Annotated in this window: 14 protein-coding genes; 2 read left to right on the plus strand and 12 right to left on the minus strand. The window is 33.8% G+C overall.

Annotation, left to right across the window (positions count from 1 at the left end; genetic code table 11):
- Positions 1–324: 324 nt before the first annotated feature.
- The 11 genes from DFQ02_RS13480 to DFQ02_RS13530 form a co-directional block, all read right to left on the minus strand.
- On the minus strand, positions 325–1,566 hold the full coding sequence (locus DFQ02_RS13480) for an alginate export family protein (RefSeq protein WP_116524977.1): 1,242 nt from the start codon (positions 1,564–1,566) through the stop codon (positions 325–327).
- 165 nt (positions 1,567–1,731) lie between these two features.
- Positions 1,732–2,562, minus strand: a complete 831-nt coding sequence (locus tag DFQ02_RS13485; RefSeq protein WP_116524978.1) for an ABC transporter ATP-binding protein — start codon at positions 2,560–2,562, stop codon at positions 1,732–1,734.
- A gap of 9 nt (positions 2,563–2,571) precedes the next feature.
- Complete coding sequence (locus tag DFQ02_RS13490; RefSeq protein ID WP_181896426.1) at positions 2,572–3,420, minus strand: ABC transporter ATP-binding protein; 849 nt, start codon at positions 3,418–3,420, stop codon at positions 2,572–2,574.
- Between the two features lie 88 nt (positions 3,421–3,508).
- Positions 3,509–4,615: an ABC transporter permease gene (locus tag DFQ02_RS13495; RefSeq protein WP_116524980.1), complete on the minus strand. Its 1,107-nt coding sequence runs from the start codon at positions 4,613–4,615 to the stop codon at positions 3,509–3,511.
- A gap of 33 nt (positions 4,616–4,648) precedes the next feature.
- Positions 4,649–6,043, minus strand: coding sequence for a CmpA/NrtA family ABC transporter substrate-binding protein (locus tag DFQ02_RS13500; protein ID WP_116525086.1), 1,395 nt, complete (start codon positions 6,041–6,043; stop codon positions 4,649–4,651).
- A gap of 227 nt (positions 6,044–6,270) precedes the next feature.
- Positions 6,271–6,984, minus strand: coding sequence for a cytochrome c3 family protein (locus DFQ02_RS13505; protein WP_116524981.1), 714 nt, complete (start codon positions 6,982–6,984; stop codon positions 6,271–6,273).
- Between the two features lie 15 nt (positions 6,985–6,999).
- Positions 7,000–8,031 carry a ferredoxin--NADP reductase gene (locus tag DFQ02_RS13510; protein ID WP_116524982.1) on the minus strand — a complete coding sequence of 344 codons (1,032 nt, stop codon included), beginning with the start codon at positions 8,029–8,031 and terminating at the stop codon, positions 7,000–7,002.
- 4 nt (positions 8,032–8,035) lie between these two features.
- Positions 8,036–8,518 (minus strand): hypothetical protein, encoded by a 483-nt coding sequence (locus DFQ02_RS13515; protein WP_116524983.1) that lies wholly within the window; start codon positions 8,516–8,518, stop codon positions 8,036–8,038.
- Between the two features lie 93 nt (positions 8,519–8,611).
- A complete protein-coding gene (locus tag DFQ02_RS13520) occupies positions 8,612–9,433 on the minus strand; it encodes a c-type heme family protein (protein ID WP_116524984.1) in 822 nt (273 codons plus the stop codon).
- Between the two features lie 21 nt (positions 9,434–9,454).
- Positions 9,455–9,871, minus strand: a complete 417-nt coding sequence (locus DFQ02_RS13525; protein WP_116524985.1) for a globin family protein — start codon at positions 9,869–9,871, stop codon at positions 9,455–9,457.
- Positions 9,872–10,153: 282 nt separating this feature from the next.
- Positions 10,154–10,903, minus strand: coding sequence for a Crp/Fnr family transcriptional regulator (locus DFQ02_RS13530; RefSeq protein WP_116524986.1), 750 nt, complete (start codon positions 10,901–10,903; stop codon positions 10,154–10,156).
- Between the two features lie 279 nt (positions 10,904–11,182).
- On the opposite strand from DFQ02_RS13530, the gene DFQ02_RS13535 reads away from it, so the two are divergent.
- On the plus strand, positions 11,183–12,190 hold the full coding sequence (locus tag DFQ02_RS13535; protein ID WP_116524987.1) for a PorP/SprF family type IX secretion system membrane protein: 1,008 nt from the start codon (positions 11,183–11,185) through the stop codon (positions 12,188–12,190).
- Positions 12,190–15,255, plus strand: coding sequence for a gliding motility-associated C-terminal domain-containing protein (locus DFQ02_RS13540; protein ID WP_116524988.1), 3,066 nt, complete (start codon positions 12,190–12,192; stop codon positions 15,253–15,255). Before DFQ02_RS13535 ends, DFQ02_RS13540 begins: the two co-directional genes overlap by 1 nt.
- A 59-nt stretch (positions 15,256–15,314) precedes the next feature.
- On the opposite strand, the gene dsrP is transcribed toward DFQ02_RS13540, so the two are convergent.
- Positions 15,315–16,532: a sulfate reduction electron transfer complex DsrMKJOP subunit DsrP gene (gene dsrP, locus DFQ02_RS13545; protein WP_116524989.1), complete on the minus strand. Its 1,218-nt coding sequence runs from the start codon at positions 16,530–16,532 to the stop codon at positions 15,315–15,317.
- Between the last annotated feature and the right edge of the window lie 15 nt (positions 16,533–16,547).

The following is a 16,547-nucleotide window of genomic DNA, read 5'->3' on the forward strand; positions in this document are numbered from 1 at the left end:
GGGTTATATTTTGATAAAGATTGGACCTTCTTTGAAGAGTTCCTTATTGTAGAGCGCATTTGTGAGTATCCTAAACACTATTGGTTGCCTTTTGAGGCAAACCAAACACAGTTCTATGAAGGATTCCCACAAAACCCAGGGTGGTAAGCTTTAATTTTACAAGTAATATTAAAATGGTCTTCTAAAAATACTTTTAGAAGACCATTTTTTATAACACCTTTGCTAACAAACAAATCTTATAAGCATAAAAAAATCCCGCAAGCAGGCGGGATTTTTAAAACTAGTCATGAAAAACCCGAACTCATTCAGGCTTTATTTTTAGTATTATTGAGCTGTATTTAAAAATTTCGGCTTGATTACTAACATAGCCCAAGCCCAATTTTGAGTATCCTTAACCCCTGGTAAATCTGCTACAGCACTTGGCTCAAAAAAGTGAGAATAACCACCAACTAATGAAAATTCTTTGAATTTCTTAGCTAACACTAAATCTATTTCAGAACCTAGATTGTTACCCATACCATCAATATCAGATTGTTCAGTAAAGTAGTGTCCAGCAATTGAAACAGCTACCCCAGAAATTTTGGTTGCATAAGATAATTGAAAATCGTTTAATCCACCTGCATTTGCATGGTTACCAACATAGAATCTATCAATTAATCCATTAAAGGCGTGGTTTGTACCATATAATGGAAAGAATGCTGCCGACTCAGAATTTCTACCTGAAATACGCTCTACTGTACCCGTAAGAGAGCTTTTATCACTCAATTTTAAGTTTGCCGCTAAACTTGCTAAATAAGCACCCTTAACATCAACTCCACCTATTCTCTGTCCTTCTTGTACAAATAAGTTTGTTGTTAACTTAACACCCCCTAAATTATAATCTGCATGAATACCAGCAGTTATTAAACTAGATTTATTTGATCCGTCTACATTTGAATCTTGGAATGTATTCACTAAACCCAAGAAAGTAAAATTCAGTTTCTCCCCTTTACTATTTGCTCTTGCAAAAACCATATCTCTATATGAAAACAGGTTTGAAACATTATATACTTCATCAGTAGTAGTATTTAAAGACCCACCTAAATCAAGGCTAAATTTTTCTTTTTTATACTTATATACAGCGGCATCATGTGTACGTGCTTGTTGTGCCCATCCTAAACCACCAAGAATTCTTTGATCATCGTAAGATAATTGTTGACGACCAAGTTTTAAACTAGAAAATTCACCTAATTTTAAATCTGCCCAAGCTTCTTGTACTCTAAAGTTGCCATTTCCATTTGTTGCAATCTGTGGTCGATCACCAAATGCAAAAACTTCTTGAAAACTTGTATAAACAGTATAGGTTTCTGCTTTATACTTGGCATTTAATGCTGCTCTTACCGTTGTTCTAATGAATCCTTCATCTGCATCGGTAGCCGTTTGAGCTGGAAATGTGCCTCCTGTAAAGTTACCACCATTACCAAAATATTCTGAACGTGGTCTAAATTCACCATCTAAAGTAAATTGTGCTTGTGCAAATTGTATTGCAAGAGCAAAAATTGCCAAAAATACGTATTGTTTCTTCATGTTTTCTGATTTTAAATTTTCTTTGTTGAATTAGTTATTAATTATTGAATTGAATTAGTTATTTATTTTATTCATTGTTTGAAACATCGAAGCAAATATAAAAAGACCTAAATATCTCTTTTATGACAAAACTCATGTTTCTAACTGCTTTTTTTCTTTTAAAATTTAATGTTCTAAGAAATCGATAAGGTGTTTTCTATACTTATAATAATCGTCGTGTTCAAGAACCGCTTTTCGTGTTCTTGGGCGTTCAAAATCAATTTCTAAAACATCCCCGATTTTTGCTCTTGGACCACTCGTCATCATGACCACTCTATCAGCTAAAAAAATGGCTTCATCAACATCGTGGGTAATCATAACTGCTGTAATTTTTTCTTTGTTCCAAATATCAATTAAAGTGTCTTGAAGTTCCCCTCTTGTTAGAGAGTCTAACATCCCAAAAGGCTCGTCTAATAACAACACTTTTGGCTTTATTGCAAAGGCTCTAGCAATACCAACACGTTGCTGCATACCTTGCGATAGATCTGACGCCTTTTTATGAAATGCATCTTCTAAACCAACTTTTTGTAAATAATATTTTGCAATATCATTACGTTGGACTTTGGTAGCATCTGGAAACACTTGGTTAACACCCAACAATACATTTTGTAGTGATGTCATCCAGGGCATTAAACTAGGTGCTTGAAAAATAACACCTCTATCAGGTCCTGGCCCCTTAATATGTCTTCCTAACACCGAAATATTCCCTCCAGAAATTGGATTCAATCCCGCAATCATAGAAAGCATCGTAGTTTTACCACATCCAGAATGCCCAATAATAGTAACAAACTCTTCTTTTTTAATTTGAAGGTTCAAGTCTTCTAGAACCACATAATCGCCTTTTGGTGTTGGATAAACTTTCTTTAGCTGCTTTAAATCTAACATCACTTCATTTGAAGGAAACAATCCGTTCTCCTCCAACCCAGTTGTTTTTTTATCTTTTATAATTGTACTCATTTGATGTTATTATTTAAATTGATAAACAAAATCTTTTGGAGTTAAATCTGGTAGTTCATATTCTTCTGTAGCCTCAGATTTTCTTTCATTTCCTATATCCATTAAATACTCTATAATGGCATTACGCGTTTTTTTGTAACTTTCATTATCATTCATCTCGGTTTTATCACGAGGTCTTTCAATGTCAATATTAAACTCTGGTCCCAAAGTTGCTCTTGGACCTGGCTTTAAAGGAATAATTCTATCCGCCATGTAAATACCTTCATCAACATCATTGGTAATCAATAAAGCGGTACGTTTATCCTTTCCCCAAATATTTAAAATCTGATCCTGAAGTGTGCCTCTTGTTAAAGCATCTAAGGCTCCTAGAGGCTCATCCATAATAATCATATCTGGTTTCATAGACAAAGCCCTTGCAACTGCAACACGTTGACGCATTCCTCCCGATAATTCTCTAGGTAACTTATTTATAGCTGGTGTTAAACCTACCATGTCGATATAGTGAGCTGCTTTACGCTTATAAACCGCTTTTTCTCGTTTAGGAAAAGCTTCTTTAACAGCCATTAAAACATTTTGCTCTACAGTTAACCAAGGTAATAATGAGTAATTTTGAAAGATTACCCCTCTTTCGTGACTTGTTCCCGAAACAGGTTTTCCTTTAAACAAAACCTCTCCACTTGTTGGCTCTAATAAACCGTTTATCAAGTTAACCAGAGTTGTTTTTCCACTTCCTGTAAAACCTACGATGGCTACAAATTCTCCCTCTTCGATAGACAAGTTGATATTTGATAGTACTTCAGTAGCGTGATCACCTTGACCGTAAGTTTTACTGATATTATTTAATTCTAAATATGCCATAATCTTAATTGTTTATTTGCTGTGTTGTTTATTTGTTAAGTTGTTTTTTTGGGCTAAACGTATAAACAACTGCACAACTCCATATAATTTATATTGCATCCGTCTTTTCAAATGACACTGAATTTTGAACAAATAACATCAAGCGATCTAACAAGAATCCTATAATCCCAATGACAAACATGGCAACAATAATCTTTGCATTAGAATCATTAGCGCCGTTTTGGAATTCCTCCCATACAAATGTTCCTAAACCTGGACTTTGTGCTAATAACTCAATAGCAATAAGTACCATCCAACCTACTGACATTGTAATCTTTAAACCTGTAAAGATTAATGGTAAAGATGATGGTAAAATCACTTTAAATATTTTTTGAAAAGTTCCCAACTTTAATACTTTAGCAACATTGATGTAATCTTTATCTACAGCAGAAACTCCCATAGCCGTATTTACTAAAGTGGCCCACATAGAACATAATCCTACACTAATAAATGAAATGGTAAATGAACTATCTTCACTAGAGTCAATTAATAAGGTCTTCACAATCATGAAAACTAACAAGTACCATACTACTGGTGACACTGGTTTGAAAATTTGAATAAACCAGTTAAAGGCACTCTTTAAAGTAGGACTTAATCCTATAAATATTCCAAGCGGCACAGCTATTAAAAGTGCTAATAAGAACCCTGCAAATACCGTTTTTAAACTTCTAAAAATTTGATCCACAAATGATGGTCTACCAGTATAAACAATAGGTTCTTTACCTTCTGCAACACGCTTTTCGTTTAAAGCTGCAGTTTTCTCTGCGAATGCAGCCTTATCTGCGCTAATAATTTGGTGGTCTTTTAATAAAGATTGATACGAATCCCAAACTTTTGCCGGAGATGGCAACGTATTTGGTTGACAACTGATGTCTCCCGACGCAATACATTCGCGCATTGCTTCGGCAGCCTCAGGACCTTGATCGTTAAGAGCTTTTTCAATTTTAAATTCTGCTTCTGTGTTGTACAAAGACTTAGCGCCTAAGTGCCACAGACCTAAAAATAATAGTATGGAAGCAAGCGGTACGACTACTTTACGAAGAAAACTTTTTAAATCTTCTTTTTCTAACTTCCCTGTAAATAAGTCTTTTAATGTGCTTAAAAAACCTAACCCCATAAACTTAGTTACTTTTCCTAATGTTATACTTTGCTTCATGACTAATCAAACTATTTTATTAAGTGATTTTTTTTATTTTACAGCTTCGTCTTTGTTTCCTATTTTGAAACTATTAATGTATCCTATAGGATCTTTTGCATCATACGTTGTACCATCAATAAAATCTGCAGTAGCTGGCTTATAACCATCTGTTTTTGGAATATCACCTGCTGGAATATTTCCCTCTTCCACTAAAAGATTAGCAGCTTTAGTCCAGATATCAGGTCTGTAAATGTTTTTAATAGTTTCTTCATACCAACCAGCTGGTTTAGCCTCAGGAATTTGCCCCCATCGTCTCATTTGAGTTAAGAACCATATACCATCAGAGTAAAATGGATACGTAGCATTGTACTTGTAGAATACATTGAAATCAGGCATCTCTCTTTTATCGCCTTTTTCAAATTCAAAAGTACCAGTCATTGAGTTAGCTAATACAGCTTCATCTGCACCAACATATTGAGACATTGAAAGGATTTTTACAGCTTCTGCTCTGTTTCCTGGTTCATCTAACCATTTACCAGCTCTTATTAAAGCTTTTGTAACAGCGACAGCAGTATTTGGATAATCATCTACAAATTTCTTTGTCATTACAAATACTTTCTCTGGGTTATTTTTCCAAATATCATAGTTGGTGGTTACTGGCACTCCAATACCTTTAAATACTGCTTGCTGATTCCATGGCTCACCTACACAGTATCCGTAAATGGTTCCTGCTTCAAGAGTTGCTGGCATTTGTGGCGGAGGTGTTACTGATAATAAAACCTCAGCATCAATTTGTCCTTGTACATTTTCAGCAGTATACATTCCTGGATGAATACCAGCAGCAGCCAACCAATATCTAATCTCATAGTTGTGTGTAGATACTGGGAATACCATACCCATTTTAAAAGCTTTACCACTGGCTTTGTAGTCAGCAATTACAGGCTTTAGTGCATCTGCTTTTATAGGATGAATTGGCTTGCCATCTGGACCTGCAGGCACATTTGGCTTCATTTTAGACCATACATCATTTGAAACCGTAATACCATTACCGTTTAAGTCCATAGAGAATGGTGTAACCAACTCTGCTTGACGACCAAAACCAGCACCAGCAGCAATTGGCTGACCTGCTAACATGTGAGAACCATCCAACTGACCATCTATAACTCTATCTAATACATTTTTCCAGTTTGATTGAGCTTCAACTGATACAAATAGCCCCTCGTCTTCAAAGAATCCTTTTTCTTTTGCAATGGCTAAAGGTGCCATATCAGTTAATTTGATAAAACCAAAAGTTAACTGTGGCTTTTCAATTTCTAATGTTTTTGTTTTTGTAGTTTCTGTTGAAACATTTTCTGCTATGGCAGCATCCTTTTTCTTGTTACCGCAAGAAAATAATAGAACAGCCACTGGCAGAATGAAGATTGATTTTTTAATTAGTGCTTTCATATTCATTGTTTTAATTAATTTCTAAGTAGTATTACTTAATTTTAAGACAAATATATAAGTAGACTGGTTTCTATTTCATGACTAACACCATACACAAAACACTTTTTACGCCATAAAAAAACCTGCTATAAAGCAGGTATTTATTTTAAATAATTGACTTTAAGGCGTTTTATATAAATATTTTATACTTATTTGCTAATTAACAATACTTAGATTTAAGTACGTACTTAGTTTTTATTTAATTTTTTAAGCCATTCTTCTTGAGAAAGTGCAATATACTTCTTGTCTGTACCGTATGGATCAGTTCCTCCTTCAAAATATTTTTTAACTTCAAGTAAAGGAATGGTATCTTTCATCTGTTCAGGAACCTCATATCGATGATTACCATGAAAATCATGACATTGAATACAGGTAGTCCACTGCTGGTTAGAGATCAAATCTTCATGCGATATATCTAAAGGATCATTTTCTACTACTAATTTTTGATGGCAATTCATACAGTAATCAGCTGTTTTAAGAGATACACGTTCTTTATCATGATGCTCTGTATGACAAGTAATACAAGTAGTAGCATTAATTACCTTGATAGCATCCTTAAATCTCGGTTCTGAAAATCGGTATGTTGGGTGTCTGTCATTGGCTCTGTCATGGCATTCTAAACAATTGTCTACAGTTACATCTTGCGTTCCGAAATCTACGCCCTCACTCCTAGCTCCAAAAGCATGGGAGATATTTGACTGAATTTGTTGCATTAAATTTCCTTTAGCATCTGCATGACATGCAAAACAGGACAAATCTTGATGACCTGTATTCATTGGACCTATGGAAACATATGCTTCTGTGGAATCTAACGTCAATATATAAAACAAGGAACTACCAAGTACTAAACCAATAACTCCTCCAATAACTTGCCGTTTTCGCAAAGGGCTTACTTTAAACATAGACTATGTATTTATCTAAATTTCTATAACAACTTTTTCACTCAAAGGATACGTAATACAGGTAAGTATACTTCCAGAAGCAACATCCTCGTCTGTTAGCAAATGGCCATTGGTCATTTTTACTTCACCTTCCAAACATTTAGCTTTACATGTAGAACACATACCTGATCTACATGAATATGGTAAAACAATATTATCAGACAAAGCCTGGTTAAGTATAGATTTATCACCTCTAACTTGTAATTGATGCTCCTCTCCTTTATACTTTAGCGTAACATCACTTAACAAATTTTTACCAGAAACCTTAACCTCTGGCGCCTTGAAAACCTCTAGCTTAATTTTATCTCTTGTGATACCGTTATCCTTTAAAATTTCCTTTATTTTTTCCATATAACCAAAAGGGCCACATATCATATAAGCATGATCACTGTTATAAGTAATATTATGTTTTACAAAGATTTCATCAATGAGTTTATGCGTTGCTAAACCAACATGGTAATTGTTATTTGACCCTTCATAAACCGAAACAATATGCTCTACGGAAAACTTATTTGGATACTCCTTTTCTAATGCTTTAATTTCCTCATGAAAAATAATAGATTCTAAATTTTGATTGGCGTATAACAAGAGAATCTTGGAATCTTTTTCTTCAGTTAGAACAGACTTTATTATTGAAAACATAGGCGTCACCCCACTACCTCCAGCAAATAATACATATTGCTTTTGGGATTTACTATTGGGATTAATATAAAATGAACCCGCTGGGTCATCTACCTCTAATTTATCTCCTATTTTAAGATTATCATGTACGTAGTTAGAAACCAACCCCTTTTCAACTCGTTTTATAGTTATTTTTAAATCCTTATCTGTATAAGGGTTACTACTGAATGAGTAAGCACGCTTATGAACCTTATTGTCAATTGGCACATGGATAGTTAAAAACTGACCAGGCTTATACTTTAGCTTCTTGAAGAAATTACCATTTTTAAAAGATAAGCTTACAGCTTCATTAGTTTCCTTTATAATATCTTTTACTACTAATTTCATAGGTCTATTTGTAATAAAAAACCATTACAATATGGAATACCATAAGAATGGTAATGATTAATGATAATGCCACGTGGCTCACCATCCAGCCTTTAAAGAGAGCATCACTATTATTTTTAATAACGTCTAAATTGAAATATCCCAAAATGGTATTTGAAAAGAATATATAAGATAACAACAATAAATAACCATAACCCATATCCATACTATGCACATAAAAAATCAACGGGCTTATAGCCCCTAACCATTTATGGAAATTTTGCATAGACATTGCATACCTTCTCAATTTTTTACTTGTTCTTACAAGAGAAAGTAACCATTGAAAAGCTATTAAAAGCCCCAAAAATAAACCAGACCATCTTTTATACATTTCATCTTGCTGCAATTCTGATAGCCAAAGCCATTCTATTTTCAGAAAAAATTGTACAAAAAATGCTACGAAAAACAACAAGCCTATAAGCGTAGATTTATTATTACCTAATACCATTATAGATATAAAACATTAAATAACATTACAATCAAAGGCCCATATTATATACACAATGAGCCTGATTGCAACATTCATTAACACTAAAATTATTTATTTAGAAGCCACTAATTGCTTCATAGTTTCATAAGACGCTAGTTTTCTAACACTATCTAAGAAAACTTCGGCAGTTGGTAGATAGTTACCTTCTTCTGGCCATTTATTACCAATTTCAGGTTTTTCACTTTCTTTGAAAGCTTCTATTTCATCCAAATACTCCATATAAATATCTACAGTTCCTTTGGCATAAGAATTTAAAACAGCTACGGTTTCCTTGTACGTTAGAGAATCTTTTGGATACTGCCATGTCGTTGCCCCCATAACGTCCCCCAATTTCCAGTCTGACTTTGTTGTTTGCGGATGGTCATTATGACAAGATACACAGGCACCTGCACTTGCTAGGTCTGCAAACATAGCTGTGTGTAATTTTTGATCTTCGTCATAAAAAAATTGAGGTTTTTGATCTTTTTTAATCTGATCGAATAATTCGGCTTGTTTTCCTTCAAATTTATTTGCTGCATTTACTGGAAAATCTGAACCTAAATACAGACCTAACGGAACTGGTCCTTTTCTAATACTTGTGGCTACACCTCTAAGAAACAGTGCAGGAAGTGGACCTGCCTCTACATCATCTTTTCTCCAGTCTTCATCAAACTTCATTCCTTGCTTTTTACCCTTTCCTACAATAGCTTTTGTATAAAGCGTTCTAGTTACATCATTTTCTTTTGCTACCATCTCAAGAACTTCTTCCACCGAAAAAGCCTTTTCTTCAGTTGCTGTTGCGGACTTTTCTTCTGGCACACCACCACAAGAGACTAATGCTATTCCTAATACATTAAATGCAATTATTTGTTTTTTAATTTTAGTTAATTCCATAATTCTTTCTTTATATGTTAATTATTTATATGCTGCTTCTATCATAACATCTGCCATGATTCCATAAACCGATGCCCAAGCATCTTTAACCTCTGGAGTAAAATCATCACCCAGACCTGCTTCAAGTGTGCCTAGTAAAGCCGCTCCTACCGTATCATAATGAAAAGCTTCAACCTTATACTCAACATGTCGTTTACCTAAATCTTGTAAAATAGGAATTAAAGCCTCAAGATTACTTAGGCCAGCCACAGCTGCAGCTAGCATCGACATCAATTTATTTCCTTGCTCTTTCATAGCATCATCACTACTAGGAAAGAGAGGCTTTAATTTTGGATCTAATTCAAATAGTTTACCGTAAAAAATCTCTGCAGCGGCAGGGGCTATTGGTTTTACTTTTTCAAAAGACTCTTGTACAAGTGTCACTGTTTTTTGTTCCATAATATTTGTTATTAAAAGTCTGTTTTAACTCCGAAAAAATATTAAGTATTAATACTTATTTCTGAAACAAAACTAACATGAGAGTTTTAAAATAAATATGGATAAGCGTAGTAATAAATATGTTTTTACCCCTAATTTTAAAACAAGATATAACAGTAAAAAAACTGATTTTACAACATAAATTTTATTGACTAAAACCAAGGATTTGGATACAAAAAGATGAAAACACTTATCTACAATTAAAGCTAAAGATTGTTAAAAAAAGATATTTTTGATAAATGTTTATGAATCCAAAAAGAAATTATGTTCGCTTATCTCTTTCCTGAGAAGTTCAATATCAGAGATACCTATTTTTTTTCCGTTAGCCTTAATCAAACCTTCTTTCTTAAGTGTTGAAAACACCCTGATTACCTGCTCTTCAGATGTACCAGCATAATCAGCATACTCTTTTCTACTTAAAGGCAAGTTTAAAAAGCCATTTACCTCACCAAACTTCCTATTTATATATAAAATAGTATCTACAACACGTTCTCGCACAGTCATTTGAGAGATGGATTTCACTTTATTTTCACTCCTATTCAGCTCATTAGCATAAAAAAGCATCATAGCATAAGTAAAATCAGGGTTATTAATTAAAACTTCTTGCAAAAACTCTTTAGAGAAATAGTGTAATTCGACGTTTTGAAGAGCTATAGCTCCAATTGAATAATATTCTTGTGTTCCAAAACCTCTGTGACCAACAATCTCACAAGCTCTAGCAAAACGAACAATTTGCTCCCTACCATTTATACCTGTTCTAAATACTTTTACAGTGCCACTTTTTATAAAAAAAAGTCCATTAACAGGCGCTCCTTCTATGATAAATTGCTGTCCTTTTTTACATTTTAAAACAGTACTTCTAGAAGACAACTCTGAATTAAAAAGTATCTCTGAATAGTTATGAATTAAACAATTTGCGCTACCACAAATATTACACTCCGTGCTAGAGGACAAGTTAAAGTTATTTTTTGTTTGTGATACTATTGCTAACATAATTAATTTACAACACGACAAACTTACGTAATAATACTTAGTTTTTTAGGTAGAAAACAAATTTTTAAGAAGCTAATAATTTAAGCTGCTTCATTTTTAATAACAAAAAAAATAAGGGCTCTAAAATTATCAAATGCTCAATATTAACCTACTTAGCTAAAAAAATCGCTAATCAAAATGATTTAGCAAATTTTTAATAGAGCACAATTAATTTTAACATTTACAAAATTCAAGAACAAAAAAATCATCGTAAATTAGTTGGTTAAGTCTGTGTGTTATATGACCATTGTGAATGTATCTTTTTTAAGCATAGTTATATCTCTTAGCATCAAGTACTATAAATTAATAGGCACTCTTATATTTTATTTTATTATACTAAATAACTCAACCTTAACAGCTCAACAAAACCCTCAATTTTCTCAGTATCTGCAAAACCCATTTGTTATAAACCCTGCAATGACTGGAGTTGAAAATTACGTTGATATAAATATTGCTTACAGAAACCAATGGACAGGTTTTAACGGTGCTCCCAAAACAGCAACACTAAGTATAAATGGTGCTTTATATCCATCTAAAATTGGTTATTTACCTGAAGAAGGAACACATCAAGGTGTAGGAGCTTTTATATACAATGATGGAGCTGGCCCTATTTCGCAAAGTGGATTTTATGGGAGTTATGCTTATCATATACAGCTATCGGAAAATTGGTTTTTGTCTTTAGGAACTTTCATAGGTGTTAAACAGTTTAAATTTGATACTAGTGAGGTTATAATATTCGACTCTCCCATAGATCCATTGATACAAAATATATCTGATTTTAATTTTGATTTGAGTTTAGGTCTTTATACCTATTCTAGAAACATGTTTTTTGGGTTGGCAGCAAACCAAATTCTAAACAAGCAAATTAGTTTTTCTGATTCTTATGATGGAAATTCTATAGTATCAAATTATAATTTTTTAGCAGGAGGCAGAATAAATATTCGTGAAGAAATACAGCTTGTATCTTTTACCTTGCTTAAATTTTCAGAAAACACCCCTGTGAGTTGGGATGCAGGAGCTAAATTAATTTACAATAATAAATTTTGGGGCGGTGCAGCCTACCGTGACCAAGAAGCGATAGTCGGTTTCTTTGGTTTACGTATTACTGATAATCTCTTGTTTAGTTACTCTTATGATTGGGTAACTACCCAATTCAATAACCAACAATCTGGTTCCCATGAAATCATTATTGGCTATAGATTTAGTCTTGATAAATTGAATTGTGCTTGCCCTCAATATTCCTTATAATGATAAAGCAACTAAAAATATTCATATTATGTGTTCTTAGTTTCCTAGGACTATCTGTAACCTCTGCTCAAATTGAAAATATGAATTTTGAGTTTGGTAATTTTGACAATTGGATTTTAGACACAGGGGTGAGGTCTGATACTGGTGATGTTGATTGGAATGCTAGACCTGCTAGTGATTTAGGGCTTCAAATAAAATTAACCAGTCCTTCTAGTCCACGTTATGACCAAAATGCTTTAAACTGTTTACCAGCATCTCTCAACATTCCAACTGTTTTATCTGGCGGAAGGTTTTCTGCACGCATAGGCAATCTAGATGGTGGCAATAAGGCGGCTAGAATAAGCCATACATTTAGAGTAACACCAACCGCTACTTTACTAAAGTATAGTTATGCCATAGTTTTAGAAGATCCAGGACATAAAAGCCATGAGCAACCAAAATTTGTAGTCAACATCAAAGACTCCAAAGGCAACCTTCTACCCTGCGGAAAGTATGAGGCTTTTTCTGGGCTTAATGCACTAGACAAAGGTTTTATAAATTGTGGTAAATTTCAAATATTACCTTGGAAAACTGAAAGCGCAGACTTAACGCCACTTATAGGTCAAGATATTACTATAGAATTTATAGCCTTAGATTGTACCCTAGGGCAACATGGAGGATATGCTTATATAGACGCTTCTCTAGAACCTCTAAAAATACAAGTTGAAAACTTGTGTAATAATAGAGACACTGTAACACTGCATGCTCCTGGAGGATTCTCTAGTTACGATTGGTCTAATGGAGAAGGCTCACCTAGCATTACTGTCACCAATGCCCAATACGGTGAAACCTACGAGGTTGAATTTACCTCCAACACAGGATGTTTAAGTACATTATTCATTACCCTAGAACCTAAACCTCGAGCAAATATAGATGAGATACCAGACGAAGAAATTTGTTTAGGTGGTAGTATTTTAGTACAACCTACAGGAGGTAATGTAGGGGATTTTCGGTATACAAGACCAGACCCTACAAATCCTGGTAAATTTATTGATATAGCACCTAGCGGGACTTCAGCAATATTAAGTCCAAGACAAAACACAACGTATACCATAATTGCTAGAGATGAAAATGGTTGTGATGGCCCATCCACAAGATTCAACGTAAAGGTTATTAATTCTGGTGGCCCACCATTTCCTAAAGCAGATTTTAAAATTGAACCATCAACTTCAATGGATAATAATATATGCTATACCATACGACTAAAAAACTTGTCTGACTACTGTAAGGGTGGGCTTACCTACTTTTGGGATTTTGGAGATGGCACTACTAGTACCGAAACAAATCCTTTACACAGTTTTCCTGTTACTAATGAAAACACAACCTATATTATTACATTAACTGTAAGGTCAGAAGATGGCTTAGTTGAATCTAAGTCTTTTGAATACAATGCTTTTATAACTGCTCAATTTTCAACTTCTATTTCAAACTGTGAAACTATAACGGTAACAAATACCAGTAAGATTTGTGATACTCCAGTAGAAAATTTTTCAGATCTTGTTTACAATTGGAATTATGGAGATGGTAGTCCAACTGTAAGCACTAATAATAATGAACTTTCCTTAACACACGTTTATAACGCTTCTGGCACCTACAATATTACACTACACATTACCAATGTAAACAATCCAGGAATAGTCATATCAACCTATACAGAACCCATTAGTATTAATATTGAAACTAATACAGATTTCAGCTTTATAATTAATTGTCTTGATGTTACATTTGAAGATGAGTCCGCACCATGCTCAACTATAAAAAGTTATCTTTGGGATTTTGGTGACGGTAGTCCAACTAGTAATGAACTAAGGCCTAGGCATACATATGCATCATCTGGGTCATTCACTGTAACCTTAACAATTAATGATGGAGTTCAAAACTTTACTCAAAGCAAAGAAGTTACGGTAAATACTACTGAAACTATTCCTGATTTTGAATTCGAAATAAATTGTGATATTGTAAATTTCACAAACTTATCAAATAGTTGCGACGACCTAGCATACCTATGGGATTTTGGTGATAATACTTCTTTTAGTACCAATAAAAATCCCATCCATAGGTATGATTTAAACAAAACCTATAATGTTACGCTTACGGTCAATGATGGAACCAGAGATTTTATCATAACAAAATCTTTTACCATAGGTAACGGCATCATTGGTTATAATATACCGCAAAATATGGTACTATGCACTAATCCTGGCTCTACCAATACACCTGTATTTGATTTAGCTGACCAAAAAGATTATATTCTACAAGGTTTAGCAGCCAACAATCTTGAATTACCAACCGTTAGTTTTCATTTAACTTCTCCTGAAGCGTTTAATGGATTGCGGGCCCTACCTTTACAATTTAGTAACCTCACAAATCCACAACCAATTTATGCTAGAATTGCAAACCAGAATGGCTGTGTTGAAGTCTTTATGTTTTCTCTTGCTATTTTAAACACACCAACAGTTAATAACATTGAAAACATTCATCTCTGTTATTTAAATGAGAACACTGTTAGGTATGATTTAACTCAAATAAACGCGCATATTTTTGAAAATATGAACCAAGACGAAATTAATCTAAGCTATTATCTTTTTGAAGACGATGCTCTGCAAGATTTAAATAGTATAACAGAATTAAACCTTAATGCAGGCGTAGACATTACAGTTTATGTCCGTTTCGAAAGTACTATTGATAGTAGATGCTTTACATTAAGCTCATTTGAAATTAGAATGGACAATGACAATACAGATACAGATAAACGTTGTATACCATTTTTTTCCAATACTATGACACCGAACGGAGATGGCCTTAATGACACCTTTTTTATTAAAAACGTAGAAGCCTTCCCTAATAATGAGTTAACCATATACAACCGTTGGGGGAATGTTGTTTACAAAGCTACAGGTTATAACAATTCTTGGGATGGTACTTATAAAGGTTCTCCGCTTCCTATTGGAAATTATTATTTTTTTATTGAATTAAATGATGAAGCCAATAGATCTCATTCAGGATACATTACGATTTTAAGATAGACTGCATCTCAATAAAAGTTTGGCGAAATCAATAATTAACTTGATGAATAATTGACAAGTTACTTCTTATAACGAAGTTTACCTATTTCAATGCCTATAGCTGTTTTAGCCAAAATAGTAAAAACAAAGGCTCCTAAAGCCCAAATACCTAGCGTAACCCCAATTTCAATTCCTGTAGGTATATATTCAGCTATTTTTCCGTATGGACCAGGGATAAAACCAGGAACTATTAAACCAAAACCTTTTTCAATCCAAATGGCTATAAATAAAATAAAGCAAGCAAAATATAATACCTTGAAATTATTCCTTAGTTTATGGAATGTCAATATCACCGTAGCTAAAATATTTAAGGGTATAGCTGTCCAAATCCAAGGCAACAGAGCATCTTTACCATGTAAACCAAAGAAAAGATAATAGGCACTTTCACTATGGTGAGTTGGTGCATAAAACTCCTTAAATAATTCTGAAATAAGCATAATTAAATTAATCTGAGCCGCCACAGTAACCACCATTGCTATTTTCTTGATAGTTTTATCTTGAATTTTGAAAGACGTGCTCGAACGTATTACTGCCAAAACTAAAATAATTAAGGCTGGTCCAGCAGCAAATGCAGAGGCTAAAAAACGAGGTCCTAACAAGGCATTATTCCAGAAAGGTCTTGCCTGTAAACCTTGATATAAAAATGCCGTAACCAAATGAATCGCCACTGCCCAAAATACCGATATAAACGCTCCTGGGATATAAACTTTCGATTTTGCTTCTTTTCCTTGGTAGTGCCTGAAAAGAATATACAGCGGTATGGTAATGTTAATAAATAAGTACCCATTAAGCACCAAGACATCCCAGGTTAACATAGAATTTGGAAAATTAAAAACACCTATTTCTGGTATCATATGCCATAAAACAGAAGGCCCACCCATATCAGCAATTACAAAAGCTAAACACATCACTAATGCGGCTACTGCCAAACCTTCACCTATTAAAACAGCTTGTTTAAAATCAATATCTTTTAATACATAGGTTGGCATAACAAGCATTACTGCCGCAGCTGCAACCCCTACCAAAAAAGTGAAATTTGAAATATATAATCCCCAGCTAACCCTATCTGTCATTCCAGTTACGCTTAGCCCTTCATCTAGCTGAATGGAATAACAATACATACCCACCAACATCATGAAGGTTAATGCCGCCATCCATAAATGGTACTTTCTAGAACCTTGCGTTATGGTATCTAAACTATCTCTTACTAAACTTTTAAAAACTTTAAATCGTCTCATCTCATTAACTGATTA

Source organism: Seonamhaeicola aphaedonensis, assembly GCF_003386195.1.
In the GTDB taxonomy this organism is placed as follows: domain Bacteria; phylum Bacteroidota; class Bacteroidia; order Flavobacteriales; family Flavobacteriaceae; genus Seonamhaeicola; species Seonamhaeicola aphaedonensis.

Excerpts from the sequence above, each read along its gene's own strand:
- DFQ02_RS13480 (WP_116524977.1), bottom strand. The coding sequence starts at position 1,566 with ATGAAGAAACAATACGTATTTTTGGCAATTTTTGCTCTTGCAATACAA.
- DFQ02_RS13485 (WP_116524978.1), bottom strand. The coding sequence starts at position 2,562 with ATGAGTACAATTATAAAAGATAAAAAAACAACTGGGTTGGAGGAGAAC.
- DFQ02_RS13490 (WP_181896426.1), bottom strand. The coding sequence starts at position 3,420 with ATGGCATATTTAGAATTAAATAATATCAGTAAAACTTACGGTCAAGGT.
- DFQ02_RS13495 (WP_116524980.1), bottom strand. The coding sequence starts at position 4,615 with ATGAAGCAAAGTATAACATTAGGAAAAGTAACTAAGTTTATGGGGTTA.
- DFQ02_RS13500 (WP_116525086.1), bottom strand. The coding sequence starts at position 6,043 with ATGAAAGCACTAATTAAAAAATCAATCTTCATTCTGCCAGTGGCTGTT.
- DFQ02_RS13505 (WP_116524981.1), bottom strand. The coding sequence starts at position 6,984 with ATGTTTAAAGTAAGCCCTTTGCGAAAACGGCAAGTTATTGGAGGAGTT.
- DFQ02_RS13510 (WP_116524982.1), bottom strand. The coding sequence starts at position 8,031 with ATGAAATTAGTAGTAAAAGATATTATAAAGGAAACTAATGAAGCTGTA.
- DFQ02_RS13515 (WP_116524983.1), bottom strand. The coding sequence starts at position 8,518 with ATGGTATTAGGTAATAATAAATCTACGCTTATAGGCTTGTTGTTTTTC.
- DFQ02_RS13520 (WP_116524984.1), bottom strand. The coding sequence starts at position 9,433 with ATGGAATTAACTAAAATTAAAAAACAAATAATTGCATTTAATGTATTA.
- DFQ02_RS13525 (WP_116524985.1), bottom strand. The coding sequence starts at position 9,871 with ATGGAACAAAAAACAGTGACACTTGTACAAGAGTCTTTTGAAAAAGTA.
- DFQ02_RS13530 (WP_116524986.1), bottom strand. The coding sequence starts at position 10,903 with ATGTTAGCAATAGTATCACAAACAAAAAATAACTTTAACTTGTCCTCT.
- DFQ02_RS13535 (WP_116524987.1), top strand. The coding sequence starts at position 11,183 with ATGACCATTGTGAATGTATCTTTTTTAAGCATAGTTATATCTCTTAGC.
- DFQ02_RS13540 (WP_116524988.1), top strand. The coding sequence starts at position 12,190 with ATGATAAAGCAACTAAAAATATTCATATTATGTGTTCTTAGTTTCCTA.
- dsrP (WP_116524989.1), bottom strand. The coding sequence starts at position 16,532 with ATGAGACGATTTAAAGTTTTTAAAAGTTTAGTAAGAGATAGTTTAGAT.